This is a genomic window from Marinobacter sp. (assembly GCF_014859525.1).
In the GTDB taxonomy this organism is placed as follows: domain Bacteria; phylum Pseudomonadota; class Gammaproteobacteria; order Pseudomonadales; family Oleiphilaceae; genus Marinobacter.
In genome coordinates this window covers 1-13,337 of record NZ_JACUUB010000036.1, presented here as the reverse complement: position 1 = coordinate 13,337, position 13,337 = coordinate 1, and the positions used below count along the sequence as shown (strand labels likewise).

The following is a 13,337-nucleotide window of genomic DNA, read 5'->3' as shown; positions in this document are numbered from 1 at the left end:
GCTCCTTCCTTCATTGTGCTGAGATAGCAGGGTATCAGGGGCTGATTGCGGTCATGCGCTGATACAGGGAGGCTGAATCTTCGCATTGGCGAAGCCGTTCGCAAAAGGTATGGTCATTGAATTTTTCGGCCAGTTGACTCAGCAGTTCAAGATGCTCGCTGGTGGCTTCTTTCGGGACGATCAGAGCAAAGACCAGGTCAACCGGCTGGTTGTCGATGGCATCGAAATCAATAGGCTCTTCGAGAGTCATCAACACACCGATCACACGGTCAAGCCCCTCAAGACGGCAGTGAGGTATCGCGATGCCCTGGCCGATACCGGTGCTGCCGAGCCTTTCCCGGGATACCAGGTTGCTGAAGATCTGGGTATCGCTGAGGATTTCGTCCTGGTGATGAATATGTTCGGCGACGGTCTCCAGAACCTTTTTTTTGCTTGAAGCCGGTACCCGGCACAGCGTCAGTTCAGGAGCCAGAATGTTGTCGATAGTCAGGGGGTTATCGCTCATGGATCGGCTGTGATTCCGTAAAAAAAAGGCTGCGGCCGGTTAAGCCCCGCCGCAGCTCGATCTGTTGAAACGCCCGGTAAGGTGGCGCAAAATGCGGCGTTCAGCCGTTACCGTGCATCCTGTCTACGTTCTTTTCTTTGTGCTTGAGGATCTGACGGTCGAGCTTGTCGACCAGGGCGTCAATCGCCGCGTACATATCCTCGCTTTCAGCCTTTGCGTGAATCTCGCCACCCATGACGTGCAGGGTGGCTTCGGCCATCTGACGAACTTTCTCAATTTCCAGCGTCACCTGGCAGTTGCTGATGTGATCGAAGTGACGCTCCAGCTTTTCGAACTTGGTGTTAACGTAATCCTTCAGTGCTGGGGTCAGTTCTACGTGATGGCCTGAAATATTGAGTTGCATAGGCGTCTCCTGTTGTCATCGAGCCGGCTTTTTCGCCGGACTGAAACCGATGCATCTTGCACCGGCAAAAACTTAAACCAGTCGTTTGCGCTCGTTCGAGGGCGGTATGTGCATCGCCTCCCGATATTTGGCGACCGTGCGCCGCGCTACGTTGATTCCCTGTTCTCCAAGCATGGCTGCAATTTTGCTATCGCTCAATGGCTTTTTTGGAGTTTCTTCTGCGATCAGTTTCTTGATCATCGCACGAATAGCGGTGGAGGAACATTCCCCACCTTCGGCTGTACTGACGTGGCTCGAGAAAAAGTACTTGAGTTCATAAATGCCCCGTGGGGTATGCATGTACTTTTGCGTGGTGACCCGTGAAATTGTCGATTCGTGCATTTCCACCGCCTGGGCGATGTCAGACAGGATCAGCGGTTTCATCGCCTCGTCGCCGAGGTCCAGAAAACCTTGCTGATGTTCCACAATGCGTGTCGCCACCTTCAGCAAGGTTTCATTGCGGCTTTGCAGGCTTTTGATGAACCATTTGGCCTCTTGTAGCTGGTCACGCAGGTAGGTGTTGTCGGCGCTGCTGTCGGCCCGGCGGATGAGCGAGGCATAACTGGCGTTAACCCGGATGCGTGGTGCAATTTCCGGGTTCAATTCTACTCGCCAGCGGCCTTCGTGCTTGCGCACAATAACATCCGGAATCACATAATCCGGCTCGGTACGGTCCACCACGTCGCCTGGCCTTGGATTAAGGCTGGTGATCAGCGCGAGCACGTCTCTGAGCTGATCTTCCTTTAGCCGGCTGCGGCGCAGCAGCTGGGCGTAGTCCCGATTGCCAAGCAAATGCAGAAACTGGGTAACCACCAAACGCGCCTGGCGCAGCCAGGGCGTGTCTGGTGGCAGCTGATTGAGTTGAATCAGCAGGCACTCTTGCAAGTCGCGGGCGAACACCCCCGGCGGGTCAAAATGCTGAAGCCGGTGCAAAACGGCCTCCACTTCGTCCAGCTCAAGCGGGTCTTCTTCGGTGTCGTCCTGCAGGCCGGAGTATATTTCTTCGATCGGCGAGGTCAGATAGCCACGTTCATCGACAGCATCCATCAGGGCGTGGGCAATGGCGCTGTCACGCTCGTTCATCGGCGTCAGGTTAAGCTGCCACTCCAGGTGATCCCGTAGAGTCTCTGCCGGCGAGTTGCGGGTTTCAAAGTCGGATTCGTTATCGTCTTCGCCTTTACTGGCAGGCGCGGGCGCCGACTGGTAAATGTCGTCCCAGGCGGTGTCTACCGGCAGATCATCTGGAATGTTGTCGGGAATTTCGTTCTCGGAGGACCAGTCCGGAGCGTTTTCGTTCTCATCCCAGTCGGTGGCGACGTCGGCACTCGATTCGTCATAGTCGGTGCTGGTGTCTTTAGGCTCTTCTTGCGGAGTATTTACATCGGCGTTGGCTTCCGGAAGGTCCTCATCCTCTGGAGCTTCCAGCATCGGATTGGATTCCAGCGCTTGCTGGATTTCCTGCTGGAGATCGAGGGTGGAAAGCTGCAGCAGACGGATGGCCTGTTGCAGCTGGGGAGTCATGGTCAGACTCTGGCCCATCTTAAGCTGTAATGAGGCTTTCATAACCATTGCTCAAGATCCATAAATCAAGGGTGTCCCGGTGTTGAAGCGGCCTGCGTACAGGCTGAAAAATTGTTGTACGATCAATACTTGCCGTGCGTGACACGTAGTATAAGCAAGTTCTTTGCCGAGTTTACTTGCTACAGATCATCAAAACAATCAGACCTCGGTCGCCGGTGTCCTTTCGGGTGCTTACAGCCGGAATTCATCGCCCAGATAGACTTCCTTGACTTGCTGGTTGGCCAGGATCGTCTCGGAATTGCCCGAGGCAATAATGTGCCCGCCTGAGACGATGTAAGCATTCTCGCAGATATCCAGCGTCTCACGCACGTTGTGGTCGGTAATCAGTACGCCGATGCCTTTGTCGCGCAGGTGCCGGATGATGTGTTTGATGTCGCTGACCGAGATCGGGTCTACCCCGGCAAAGGGCTCGTCCAGCAGAATGAATGCGGGCTCCATGGCCAGCGCCCGGGCAATCTCTACCCGTCGACGCTCCCCGCCGGACAATGCCATGCCCAGGCTGTCCCGTATGTGTGTGATGTGAAACTCTTCCAGCAGCTCTTCAAGTTTGGCGTCCCGATCGGCCCGCTTCATGTTTTTGCGGGTTTCCAGAATGGCCATGATGTTGTCGCGCACGGTCAGCTTCCGGAATACAGACGCTTCCTGGGGCAGATAACCAATGCCTTTGCGGGCCCGGCCGTGCATGGGCAGGGGGGTGATGTCGAGGCTATCAATGGTGACGCGTCCGCGATCAGAGGGCACCAGGCCGACAATCATGTAAAAGCAGGTGGTTTTGCCGGCACCATTAGGGCCGAGCAGCCCGACGATTTCCCCGGAACGAATTTCCAGAGACACGTCCACCACCACTTTTTTTTGCTTGTAGCTTTTTGCCAGATTACTGGCTCTGAGAACTGCCATCAGAAACCTACTCGTCTGTGGGGTTGCCGGTGCTGCGGGGCTGGATCACCATCTCTACCCGGCCGGAGCTGTCTTCTGAAGGGCTGCCGCCTTCTGCGGTGACCACCCTGTGCACGGTATCGTAGCGAATGACGTCGCCTCGAAACACGTTGCTGCCCTGTTCAATGAACGCCTGTCGCTCAAACGTCAGCTCGTTTTCGGCAGCTGACCAGGTAATCGTGCGGGCCCGGGCGTCGGTCATGGCTTCGCCCTCTCTGGCGGGCTGGCGGTAGCGGGCAGGTTCGCCGCTGGCTTCGATCCGGCTAAGGCCTTGCTGGTTACGATACAGCACCACGCGCTCAGCGTTCAGTTGGGTGGCGCCTTGTGTGAGTTCAACATCGCCGCTGTAAACGGCGGTGCCCTCTGTGTCATCCAGCCGGGCGGAATCAGCACTGACCCGGATTGGGGCGTCCGAGTCCAGATCAAACGCGATGGCGGGGCCCGTCAGAGCCAGTGTTGTTAGCAAAAGGTATGCGAGCTTACCTGATGGTTTCATAGTGCCCTTCCACCCGGGAGTTGAGTTCCAGTACGCGTTGGTCGACCCACGCTTTCATGCCGGTCGCCCGGGTTACGCCAAACGGTTCGGTAATGGTGACCGGCTGGTCGGTGTGCACTGTGCCTTGCTTGTTGTCCAGAGTCAGCGAGTTGGTGGTCAGCGTCGCTTCTGAATCTGCGGTCTGCCTCAGCACAATCACGTTGCCGGTCAGAACAACCCGGTCGTCATTTTGTTGGAGGCTACCTTCATCCGCTTCAATAATCCATGGGTCGGTGCCTTGCTCGTTGTATATTCTGGCCCGCGGGGCGTTCATGATGGCGTGATCACTGGTCTCGAACTGATCAATGCGGGGGCTGGACAGGGTCATTTTCAGATTGCCCTGTTCGTTCCAGGTGGTGTAGCGCCCTTCGATCACGAAGCTGTCGGGTTCGGACGGCCCCCGGAGCTCGGTTGCGTCGCCTAGCAGGTCGTTGGCTTCTTCTCGCTGCCACATCAAAAACACGGTGGCGGCGATGGTGGCGGCCAGCGCCAGGGTTCGCAGTCTGGGCATCCTTATAACGGATAAAAGAGTGTCGCGATTCATAACGGATTGTTCAGGTAGTGTTGTAGCGTGGCTTGCAGTCGGTTCTGAGCCCACAGAATAAGGTCGCAAGCTTCCCGTACGGCGCCATAGCCACCCTGGGCCAGGGTGCAGTAATCCGCCTGCTGGCGCACCAGCCAATATCCGTTGGGTACTGAAATGCCCAGGCCGGCATACTGCAGGGCGGGCAGGTCTGGCAGGTCGTCACCCATGTAGGCGATCTGCTCGGGTGCGATATTCATATCTGCCACCAACTCTTGCAGCGCAACTTTTTTATCTTCCCGGCCCTGCATCAGGTGGGCAATACCCAGGTCGCTCATGCGCTTTTCGGTCAGTGGAGAGCGTCGACCAGTGATGACTGCGACGGTAATGCCTGCGTTCATCAGTTGCTTCAGGCCGAGGCCATCCAGAATGTTGAATGCCTTGAGTTCGTCGCCGTTGGCGCTGAAATACAGACGACCATCACTCATGATGCCATCGACGTCGAGCGCGATCAGGCGCACATTTGCCGCTTTTTTCTTGAGTTCGTCGCCCCAGCTTTCGTGCATGGGTGGTGCCAGGTCTGCGGTTGGATGGTTCGTCACATAGCCCCCTGTATAACCTTTTGTGTCGCTGTTTATATAACCCCGGCTCGCAGCAGGTCGTGCATGTTGATGGCACCTACCAGGTTGCCGCTGTCATCGGTTACTGGCAGGGCATTGATCTTCATTTCTTCCATGATGTTCAGAGCTTCGGCGGCCAGATGGTCTGCCTGGATGGTTTTGCCGTGGCGGGTCATGACATCGCAAATCAGGGTTTTGTGAACGTCGGCGGATTTGTCGAGGGTTCGGCGCAGATCGCCGTCGGTAAAAATGCCTTTTAACTCACCCTTTGCGTTAACGATGGTGGTCATGCCCAGTCCCTTGCGGGTGATCTCCAGCAGGGCTCCGCTGAGCGTGGTGTCTTCCAGTACGCGGGGAATCTGTTCGCCGGCATGCATGATGTCAGACACCCTCAGCAGCAGGCGCCGGCCAAGGCTTCCGCCCGGGTGTGAAAAGGCAAAGTCTTCGGCACTGAAGCCGCGGGCTTCGAGCAAAGCCACGGCCAGGGCGTCGCCCATCACAAGGGTGGCGGTGGTGCTGGAAGTTGGTGCCAGCCCAAGCGGGCAGGCCTCGATGGCAACGCTGACATCGAGATTGGCCAACGCTTCTTTGGCGAGCACAGATACCGGGTTGCCGGTCATGCTAATCAACGGTACGCCCATGCGCTTGATCAGGGGCAAAATGGTGATCACTTCGCTGGTGCTGCCGCTGTTGGAAATGGCGATGACCACATCCTGAGACGTAATCATACCCATGTCACCGTGGCTTGCCTCACCGGGGTGAACAAAAAACGATGGGGTGCCGGTACTGGCCAGGGTGGCGGCAATTTTGTTGCCGATGTGGCCGGATTTGCCCATGCCGGTCACCACCACCCTGCCTTTGCACGCCATGATGATGTCACAGGCTTTGGTGAACTCGCCGTCGATACGGCCTTCCAGTGCTTCGATCGCTTCCCGCTCAATACGGATAGCCCGCAGTGCAGATGAGCGGTAATCCCGGGACTCTGAATAATTTGAATCTGTCATCGCGGCTGATGGTCTGCTCGGTCGGTCTGGTTTGCCTGGCCATCGTTAACGGACAGGCGTGCTGAGCCCGGAGTATATCATTGTTAAGCCGGGTGGCTGCCAACGTTCAGGGAAACTGATCATTGCCATCAATACATTTTACTGACCTTTGACGGGCTCGCCATTGAGCTGGAGCGATGCTTGTCATAATGTAGGCCCTCCCCGAAAAGGATGAATTATGGAGCCGTCTGCATACATAACTCTGAAGAATGTGGTGTTCTCCCGCTCCGGTCGGCGCATCTTTGATGGTGTTACCCTGGATATTCCCAAGGGTAAGATCACAGCTATTATGGGGCCTAGTGGCACCGGTAAAACCACGCTGCTTCGCCTGATCGGTGGCCAGCTGAGGCCGGACTCCGGGCAAATTCAGGTGGCTGGGCTTGAGGTGCCAAAGCTCAAGCGCCGGGACCTGTACCGATTGCGGGAAAAGATGGGCATGCTGTTTCAGAGTGGCGCACTTTTTACCGATCTCAGTGTCTATGAGAACGTGGCTTTTCCGCTGCGGGTGCATACCGCTCTGCCCGAAGACATGATTCGCGATATTGTGTTGATGAAGCTTGAGGCTGTGGGCCTGCGGGGCGCCCGTGACTTGATGCCTTCTGAATTATCCGGGGGTATGACCCGGCGGGTGGCACTGGCTCGAAGTATTGCCCTGGACCCTGAGTTGATTATGTACGACGAACCCTTTACCGGGCAGGACCCGATTGCCATGGGCGTGCTGGTCAAGCTGATCCGCGATCTGAACAGCTCTATGGGACTGACCAGCGTGCTGGTATCCCACGATGTGCCAGAGTCCCTGAGCATCTGCCATTACGCGTGCATCATTGCCGACGGTAAGGTGATTGGTGAAGGTACCCCTGAGCAGTTGCGTGAGCATCCCTCCGAACAGGTACAGCAATTCCTGAACGGGGAGCCAGACGGTCCCGTGCCATTTCATTATCCGTCTGGCGATGCCGCCTCGGACTTCGGTGTGGCGGGGGGCACTGTATGATGAATCAGATTGCGGCGCTGGGGCGTATCGGTATAGAGACCGTTGCCTCTTTCGGCCGTGCCAGTCAATTCCTGGCGGGCGTGGTGTTCGGGGTGCCGCGGCCCTCGGTCGGTTTTCCGCTGCTGATCCGTCAACTGTATGCGGTCGGGGTGTTGTCGCTGGCGATCGTTGTCGTCTCCGGCCTGTTTATCGGTATGGTACTTGGCCTTCAGGGCTACACCATACTCAGCGATTTTGGTTCCGAGGCGGCCATTGGTCAGATGATTGCGCTGACCCTGGTGCGTGAGTTGGCGCCTGTGGTTACAGCGTTGCTGTTTGCCGGCCGCGCTGGCTCGGCCCTGACCGCTGAAATCGGGCTGATGAAGGCCACCGAGCAGTTGTCCAGCATGGAAATGATGGGGGTTGATCCGCTCAGACGCGTGATTGCGCCCCGATTGTGGGCGGGTTTTCTGGCCATGCCCGTGCTGGCCATGATCTTTTCGGTGGTGGGTGTGCTGGGCGGCATGCTGGTTGGTGTCGAGTGGCTGGGCGTGTTCGAGGGCTCTTATTGGGGCAATATGCAGGCCTCGGTCGATTTTGTTGATGATGTGGTCAATGGCATTATCAAAAGTGTGGTGTTCGGTTTCGTGTGCGCCTGGATAGCGGTGTATCAGGGCTATGATTGCGTGCCGACCTCGGCTGGCATCAGTTCTGCGACCACCAAAACCGTGGTCTATTCATCACTTGCGGTGCTCGGCCTGGATTTCGTGCTGACCGCTGTCATGTTTGGTAACTTTTAATCAGGAATGTCGGGAGCCTGTCATGGCACAACGAACAACAGAAATCGTGGTCGGTCTTTTCATGGTCGCCGGACTTGCCGCTTTGATGTTTCTTGCACTGCAGGTAAGTGGCTTATCGCCAAAATCGGCAGGAGCTACCTACACCCTTTACGCCAATTTCAACGATACCGGTGGCCTGGCACCGAGGGGTAAGGTTTCCATGGCGGGCGTCACTGTGGGTACCATTGAGTCGATCACCCTGGACAAAGAAACCTTCCAGGCGCGAGTGGCCATGTCGATTAACAAGAATATGGATAACATTCCGGCCGACAGCGCTGCAGTAATACGTACATCCGGAATTCTGGGTGAGCAGTACATTGATATATCGATTGGCGGGGATATGGAGTCTCTGAAAGCAGGGGATGCTTTCTATACAACCCAGTCCGCCATGAATCTGGAACGGATGATCAGTAATTTCGCATCCGGCCGCTAAGCGTTAACGCACAGGAGAATGCAATGTTTGCTATGAAATACCGGGTCTTTCTGGTCTTCGCGCTGTTTACATTAGGGCTCGGTCAAGCCCTGGCCGGGCCAGAGGAGGAGTTGAGGCGCTATGTGGATGAGAATACTCAGAAGCTGGTGCAAAAGCTGAATGCGGAGCGCGGTTTGTATGACAAAGACCCGGAAGCCTTTTATTCCAGCATGGACGAAACGCTCGACCAGTTTGTCGATTTTCGGCGCATTGCAGCCCGGGTAATGGGCCGCTACGCTCGCCAAACCACGTCAGAGCAGCGGGACGAGTTCGTTGAAAAGTTCAAGCGCAGCCTGTTTGATAGCTACGCTCAGGCATTGGTGTCTGCCGACAGCTTTCAGATTACCGTAAAAGAAGCCGCGATCATGCGCGAAAATGACGCGCGTGGCACGGTGCAGATGGAATTGGTCAACTCCTCCGGCACTCGCTACCCGTTAACCTATTCCATGTACAGGAATGCGGACGGTCGTTGGTTGATGGAGAACGTAATCGTTGAGGGCATCAACATCGGTTTGGCCTTCCGTGATCGCTTTGCCCAGGAAATGGAAGAGAATCGAGGGCAGGTGCAGGCGGTCATTGATGGCTGGGGCGATACCATCGAATCTCTGAACCTTGAAGAAGAGCTCGACCGCTCATGAGCAGCGATGCTGCAACCATTGAGCTCGACGGCTCCACCCTCAGGGTGGCGGGTGCCGTAGACGCCAGTACGGTTGTGACCCTGCGTAACCGGGGTGAAGCGTTGATCCAGGCCGCTGGTGGTTCGCTGGCGGTTGACCTGTCCGGACTGGTGACGGCGCACAGTGTGGTGTTGTCGATGCTGTTATGCTGGCAGCGACTCGCGTTGAAAAACCAGACCGTCCTCTCCTTTGAAGGGGTCAGTGATCGCCTGCGGTCGCTGGCTGCTCTCAGCAATCTGGATGACCAGATTCCCGGATTTGCCTCGCACAGCTGACCCGCGCTCGGGAATTGGTTACAATTCCGCCCCTGATTTCAAACCAGCCGAGGAATTTCTATGGACGCCGCTCAGGTTACCGAACTTGTTAAAGATGCACTGCCCGGTTGTGAGGTTCAGGTGCAGGTTGACGGCAACCATTACCTCGTCATCGCCGTGGGCGACGTCTTTGAGGGTCTGTCTACCATTAAACGGCAGCAGATGATTAATAAGGTGCTGTTCCAACATATTATGGACGGTACCATTCACGCTCTTCATCCGAAGGCCTACACTCCCAGCGAGTGGGCCGAACGGCAGGCAAGCGCCTGAACAGAACAGGATAACTATTATTGTGGATAAACTTCTGATCAGGGGGCGCAAGCCTCTGGATGGCGAGATTCGCATTTCCGGTGCCAAGAACGCCGCGTTGCCAATTCTGGCGGCTACTCTGCTGGCGGATGAGCCAGTAACCGTCGGCAATCTGCCACACCTGAATGACGTCACCACTATGATCGAGCTGTTGGGTCGGATGGGGGTAGAGCTGCTCATTGATGAAAAGATGAGTGTAGAAGTACATGCCAACACCATTGAGCACTTTCACGCGCCTTATGAGCTGGTAAAGACCATGCGTGCGTCGATCCTGGTGTTGGGACCTCTGGTGGCGCACTTCGGTGAGGCGGAAGTGTCGTTGCCTGGCGGGTGCGCTATCGGCACGCGGCCTGTGAATCTGCACATCCATGGGCTGGAGCTGATGGGTGCGGATATCAAGGTTGAGAATGGTTACATCAAGGCGAAAACGAACGGTCGCCTGAAAGGTGCCCACATCTTTATGGATACGGTGACGGTGACCGGCACCGAGAATCTGCTGATGGCAGCCACCCTGGCGGATGGCAAAACCATTCTTGAAAACGCCGCCCGCGAGCCGGAAGTGGTTGACCTGGCCGAGTGCCTGATCGCCATGGGCGCGGATATAAAAGGCCACGGTACCGCCACCATTGAGATCAATGGGGTTGAGCGACTGCACGGTTGTCATTACAACGTATTGCCGGATCGCATCGAGACCGGAACGTACCTGGTGGCGGCGGCAGCGACCGGCGGCCGGGTCAAGCTGAAAGATACCCGTGAAGATCTACTGGAAGCCGTATTGCTCAAACTGGAGGAGGCAGGTGCGCACATAACCACCGGTCCGGACTGGATTGAGCTCGACATGAGGGGTAAACGCCCTAAAGCGGTCAATATTCGCACGGCGCCTTATCCCGCTTTTCCAACGGATATGCAGGCACAGTTTGCGGCGATGAATGCCGTTGCTGAAGGAACGGGTACGATTGTAGAAACGGTGTTCGAAAACCGCTTTATGCACTTGCAGGAACTGATCCGGATGGGTGCAGACATTACGCTTGAAGGTAATGCCGCCATCATCAAAGGCGTGGATCATTTGACCGGTGCGCCGGTCATGGCAACCGATCTGCGTGCATCGGCCAGTCTTGTTATTGCGGCTTTGGTGGCTGAGGGCGAGACCATTGTGGATCGTATCTACCATATTGATCGCGGTTATGAGTGCATTGAAGAAAAATTGCAGCTGCTGGGCGGAAGTATTCGCCGTTTGCCGGCGTAATCAAATATTAACGGGAACCCGGAAAGACCCATGACAGATTCCATCACCATCGCGTTGTCGAAGGGGCGAATCCTCGAAGAGACTTTGCCTTTGCTGGCGGAAGCCGGCATTGAGCTGATTGACGACATAAACAAGTCCCGCAAGCTGGTGTTCCCGACCACGGATCCGAGTGTGCGCATTCTGATTATCCGAGCCACGGATGTTCCCACGTATGTTCAGTATGGCGCTGCAGATCTGGGCGTGACTGGCAAGGATGTGCTGATGGAGCACGGCGGAGAAGGGCTCTATGAGCCTTTGGATCTGAACATTTCCCGTTGCAGGCTGATGACGGCTGGCAAGAAGGGAGAGCCGGCGCCTGCGGGGCGAATCCGGGTGGCGACCAAGTTCGTAAATATTGCGCGTCGGTATTATGCGGCGCAGGGTCGGCAGGCGGATATCATTAAGCTGTATGGGGCGATGGAGCTGGCGCCGATTCTGGATCTGGCGGATGAGATCGTGGATATTGTGGATACGGGCAATACGCTGAAGGCGAATGGGCTGGAGTCTCGGGAGCTTATTGATCATATCAGCAGCCGGTTGGTGGTTAATCGGGCTTCGATGAAGATGAAGCATGGGCAGATTAATCCGATCATCGAGAAGATGGCGGTGGCTGTGGATAAACGCCGGGGTTCCGAGTAAGGCTTCCCTCTTGTTTTGGAGTGGGGCAGCCTACAGGGGTGGCCTTCCAAAACACGCTCCTTCGGCACGTCCATGTGACGCTTGAGCTCCGCCATCCATGGCTGCGCACAGTTTTGGAAGGCCACCCCTGTAGGCTTCCGCATACTCCAGAGTTTGGAAGCCCCATGATTTAATTAAGCACTTCCCCGAATCGCTGGCGGGTAATCCAGCAGACGTAAGCTATCAATCCAAAACAGGATTTGAACTATGACAGACAAGATCACCAGACTGAACACTACCCAGAGTGACTTTGATGGTGCGCTCGCCAAGCTGTTGGCGTGGGATGACAGTGTGGATCATCAGGTGAACGAGTCGGTGCGTCATATTCTGCATGAGGTGAAAACCCGTGGCGATGCGGCGGTACTGGAGTTTACGGCCAAGTTTGATCGGTTGTCGGTTGGTTCGATGGCGGAGCTTGAGATCGGGCAGGATCGGTTGCAGGCGGCCCTGGTGAGGATTCCGCAGGATCAGCGTGAGGGGCTTGAGAAGGCGGCTGCGCGGGTTCGGGATTATCATGAGCGGCAGAATCAGCAGTCCTGGCAGTATCAGGATGAGGACGGGACGATTCTGGGGCAGAAGGTGACGCCGTTGGATCGTGCCGGTTTGTATGTGCCGGGTGGTAAGGCGGCGTATCCGTCTTCGGTGTTGATGAATGCGATTCCTGCCAAGGTGGCAGGGGTTGGTGAGTTGATTATGGTGGTGCCAACGCCGGATGGTGTGGTCAATGATATGGTGCTGGCGGCGGCAGCCATTGCCGGTGTTGATCGGGTATTTGCGCTCGGTGGCGCTCAGGCGGTGGGTGCATTGGCCTACGGCACGGAGACGGTGCCGGCGGTAGACAAGATTGTTGGGCCGGGTAATATTTTCGTCGCGACCGCCAAGCGCGAGGTGTTTGGTGTGGTGGGTATCGACATGATTGCCGGGCCGTCTGAAATTCTGGTGATTTGCGATGGCAAAACCAATCCGGACTGGATTGCCATGGATCTGTTTTCGCAGGCTGAACACGATGAGCAGGCTCAGAGCATTCTGGTGAGCCCCGATGGGGATTTTCTGGATGCGGTTGAGGCGAGCATCAACAAACTGTTGCCCACCATGGAGCGGGAAGAGATTATTCGCACATCCATGATCGGCCGTGGTGCTTTGATCAAAGTGGCAGACCTGAAAGAGGCGGCTGAGGTTAGTAACCGGATTGCGCCGGAGCACTTGGAGCTGTCGGTGGAAGATCCGCAAGCCATGTTAGATGACATCCGTCACGCCGGTGCTATTTTCATGGGTCGCTACACGGCAGAAGCTCTCGGCGACTACTGTGCCGGCCCAAATCACGTGCTGCCGACCAGCGGTACCGCGCGGTTCAGTTCACCCCTGGGCGTGTACGACTTCCAGAAACGATCGTCACTGATCGGCTTCACCCCCGAGGGTGCCGATCGCATGGGGCGGGTTGCGTCTGTTTTGGCCAGGGGTGAGGGGCTTACCGCCCACGCGCGCTCTGCCGAATATCGCCTTAAAGAGAATCGTGGCAATGAGTAAGTTCTGGAGTTCACTGGTCAGCAAGCTGCAGCCTTACGTTCCCGGCGAGCAGCCCAAGATGGCTAACCTGGTAAAACTGAA

Annotated in this window: 17 protein-coding genes; 9 read left to right on the top strand and 8 right to left on the bottom strand. The window is 56.3% G+C overall.

From position 1 onward, the window contains the following. Positions 1–34: 34 nt before the first annotated feature. From ptsN to IBX51_RS09125, 8 genes are all read right to left on the bottom strand, one after another. Positions 35–505: a PTS IIA-like nitrogen regulatory protein PtsN gene (gene ptsN, locus IBX51_RS09160; RefSeq protein WP_291830868.1), complete on the bottom strand. Its 471-nt coding sequence runs from the start codon at positions 503–505 to the stop codon at positions 35–37. Between the two features lie 100 nt (positions 506–605). Continuing rightward, entirely contained in the window at positions 606–908 is a 303-nt protein-coding gene (gene hpf / locus IBX51_RS09155; protein WP_291830867.1) for a ribosome hibernation promoting factor, read from the bottom strand. Between the two features lie 72 nt (positions 909–980). Further along, complete coding sequence (locus IBX51_RS09150; RefSeq protein WP_291830865.1) at positions 981–2,510, bottom strand: RNA polymerase factor sigma-54; 1,530 nt, start codon at positions 2,508–2,510, stop codon at positions 981–983. Positions 2,511–2,699: 189 nt separating this feature from the next. Beyond that, entirely contained in the window at positions 2,700–3,425 is a 726-nt protein-coding gene (lptB, locus tag IBX51_RS09145; RefSeq protein ID WP_291830864.1) for an LPS export ABC transporter ATP-binding protein, read from the bottom strand. Between the two features lie 7 nt (positions 3,426–3,432). Continuing rightward, positions 3,433–3,960 carry a lipopolysaccharide transport periplasmic protein LptA gene (gene lptA / locus IBX51_RS09140; RefSeq protein ID WP_291830863.1) on the bottom strand — a complete coding sequence of 176 codons (528 nt, stop codon included), beginning with the start codon at positions 3,958–3,960 and terminating at the stop codon, positions 3,433–3,435. Then, complete coding sequence (gene lptC, locus IBX51_RS09135) at positions 3,944–4,510, bottom strand: LPS export ABC transporter periplasmic protein LptC (RefSeq protein WP_291830862.1); 567 nt, start codon at positions 4,508–4,510, stop codon at positions 3,944–3,946. The genes lptA and lptC overlap by 17 nt, the downstream gene beginning before the upstream one ends. A 29-nt stretch (positions 4,511–4,539) precedes the next feature. Then, positions 4,540–5,088: a 3-deoxy-manno-octulosonate-8-phosphatase KdsC gene (gene kdsC / locus IBX51_RS09130; RefSeq protein WP_291830882.1), complete on the bottom strand. Its 549-nt coding sequence runs from the start codon at positions 5,086–5,088 to the stop codon at positions 4,540–4,542. Between the two features lie 68 nt (positions 5,089–5,156). Next, complete coding sequence (locus IBX51_RS09125) at positions 5,157–6,146, bottom strand: KpsF/GutQ family sugar-phosphate isomerase (protein ID WP_291830860.1); 990 nt, start codon at positions 6,144–6,146, stop codon at positions 5,157–5,159. A gap of 217 nt (positions 6,147–6,363) precedes the next feature. On the opposite strand from IBX51_RS09125, the gene IBX51_RS09120 reads away from it, so the two are divergent. From IBX51_RS09120 to hisD, 9 genes are all read left to right on the top strand, one after another. Beyond that, entirely contained in the window at positions 6,364–7,176 is an 813-nt protein-coding gene (locus IBX51_RS09120; RefSeq protein WP_291830859.1) for an ATP-binding cassette domain-containing protein, read from the top strand. After that, positions 7,173–7,955 (top strand): lipid asymmetry maintenance ABC transporter permease subunit MlaE, encoded by a 783-nt coding sequence (mlaE, locus tag IBX51_RS09115; RefSeq protein WP_291830858.1) that lies wholly within the window; start codon positions 7,173–7,175, stop codon positions 7,953–7,955. The genes IBX51_RS09120 and mlaE overlap by 4 nt, the downstream gene beginning before the upstream one ends. Positions 7,956–7,977: 22 nt before the next feature. Continuing rightward, positions 7,978–8,427: an outer membrane lipid asymmetry maintenance protein MlaD gene (mlaD, locus tag IBX51_RS09110; RefSeq protein ID WP_291830857.1), complete on the top strand. Its 450-nt coding sequence runs from the start codon at positions 7,978–7,980 to the stop codon at positions 8,425–8,427. 23 nt (positions 8,428–8,450) lie between these two features. After that, on the top strand, positions 8,451–9,104 hold the full coding sequence (locus IBX51_RS09105) for a phospholipid-binding protein MlaC (protein WP_291830856.1): 654 nt from the start codon (positions 8,451–8,453) through the stop codon (positions 9,102–9,104). Further along, on the top strand, positions 9,101–9,418 hold the full coding sequence (locus IBX51_RS09100; RefSeq protein WP_291830854.1) for an STAS domain-containing protein: 318 nt from the start codon (positions 9,101–9,103) through the stop codon (positions 9,416–9,418). Before IBX51_RS09105 ends, IBX51_RS09100 begins: the two co-directional genes overlap by 4 nt. A gap of 60 nt (positions 9,419–9,478) precedes the next feature. After that, positions 9,479–9,727, top strand: a complete 249-nt coding sequence (locus IBX51_RS09095) for a BolA/IbaG family iron-sulfur metabolism protein (RefSeq protein ID WP_291830853.1) — start codon at positions 9,479–9,481, stop codon at positions 9,725–9,727. Positions 9,728–9,749: 22 nt separating this feature from the next. Next, positions 9,750–11,012, top strand: a complete 1,263-nt coding sequence (murA, locus tag IBX51_RS09090) for a UDP-N-acetylglucosamine 1-carboxyvinyltransferase (RefSeq protein ID WP_291830852.1) — start codon at positions 9,750–9,752, stop codon at positions 11,010–11,012. A 30-nt stretch (positions 11,013–11,042) separates the two neighbouring features. Continuing rightward, positions 11,043–11,690 carry an ATP phosphoribosyltransferase gene (gene hisG, locus IBX51_RS09085; protein WP_291830851.1) on the top strand — a complete coding sequence of 216 codons (648 nt, stop codon included), beginning with the start codon at positions 11,043–11,045 and terminating at the stop codon, positions 11,688–11,690. Positions 11,691–11,936: 246 nt separating this feature from the next. After that, the gene (gene hisD / locus IBX51_RS09080; RefSeq protein ID WP_291830850.1) at positions 11,937–13,256 is read left to right on the top strand and encodes a histidinol dehydrogenase; all 1,320 of its coding nucleotides are present in this window, start codon (positions 11,937–11,939) and stop codon (positions 13,254–13,256) included. Positions 13,257–13,337: the final 81 nt, after the last annotated feature.

Bases quoted from the DNA above. Each gene is read 5' to 3' on its own strand.
- lptB (WP_291830864.1), bottom strand. From the start codon at position 3,425: ATGGCAGTTCTCAGAGCCAGTAATCTGGCAAAAAGCTACAAGCAAAAA.
- lptA (WP_291830863.1), bottom strand. From the start codon at position 3,960: ATGAAACCATCAGGTAAGCTCGCATACCTTTTGCTAACAACACTGGCT.
- IBX51_RS09120 (WP_291830859.1), top strand. From the start codon at position 6,364: ATGGAGCCGTCTGCATACATAACTCTGAAGAATGTGGTGTTCTCCCGC.
- mlaD (WP_291830857.1), top strand. From the start codon at position 7,978: ATGGCACAACGAACAACAGAAATCGTGGTCGGTCTTTTCATGGTCGCC.
- hpf (WP_291830867.1), bottom strand. From the start codon at position 908: ATGCAACTCAATATTTCAGGCCATCACGTAGAACTGACCCCAGCACTG.
- lptC (WP_291830862.1), bottom strand. From the start codon at position 4,510: ATGCCCAGACTGCGAACCCTGGCGCTGGCCGCCACCATCGCCGCCACC.
- IBX51_RS09100 (WP_291830854.1), top strand. From the start codon at position 9,101: ATGAGCAGCGATGCTGCAACCATTGAGCTCGACGGCTCCACCCTCAGG.
- IBX51_RS09095 (WP_291830853.1), top strand. From the start codon at position 9,479: ATGGACGCCGCTCAGGTTACCGAACTTGTTAAAGATGCACTGCCCGGT.
- mlaE (WP_291830858.1), top strand. From the start codon at position 7,173: ATGATGAATCAGATTGCGGCGCTGGGGCGTATCGGTATAGAGACCGTT.
- ptsN (WP_291830868.1), bottom strand. From the start codon at position 505: ATGAGCGATAACCCCCTGACTATCGACAACATTCTGGCTCCTGAACTG.
- IBX51_RS09125 (WP_291830860.1), bottom strand. From the start codon at position 6,146: ATGACAGATTCAAATTATTCAGAGTCCCGGGATTACCGCTCATCTGCA.
- IBX51_RS09150 (WP_291830865.1), bottom strand. From the start codon at position 2,510: ATGAAAGCCTCATTACAGCTTAAGATGGGCCAGAGTCTGACCATGACT.
- hisD (WP_291830850.1), top strand. From the start codon at position 11,937: ATGACAGACAAGATCACCAGACTGAACACTACCCAGAGTGACTTTGAT.
- IBX51_RS09105 (WP_291830856.1), top strand. From the start codon at position 8,451: ATGTTTGCTATGAAATACCGGGTCTTTCTGGTCTTCGCGCTGTTTACA.
- hisG (WP_291830851.1), top strand. From the start codon at position 11,043: ATGACAGATTCCATCACCATCGCGTTGTCGAAGGGGCGAATCCTCGAA.
- kdsC (WP_291830882.1), bottom strand. From the start codon at position 5,088: ATGCACGAAAGCTGGGGCGACGAACTCAAGAAAAAAGCGGCAAATGTG.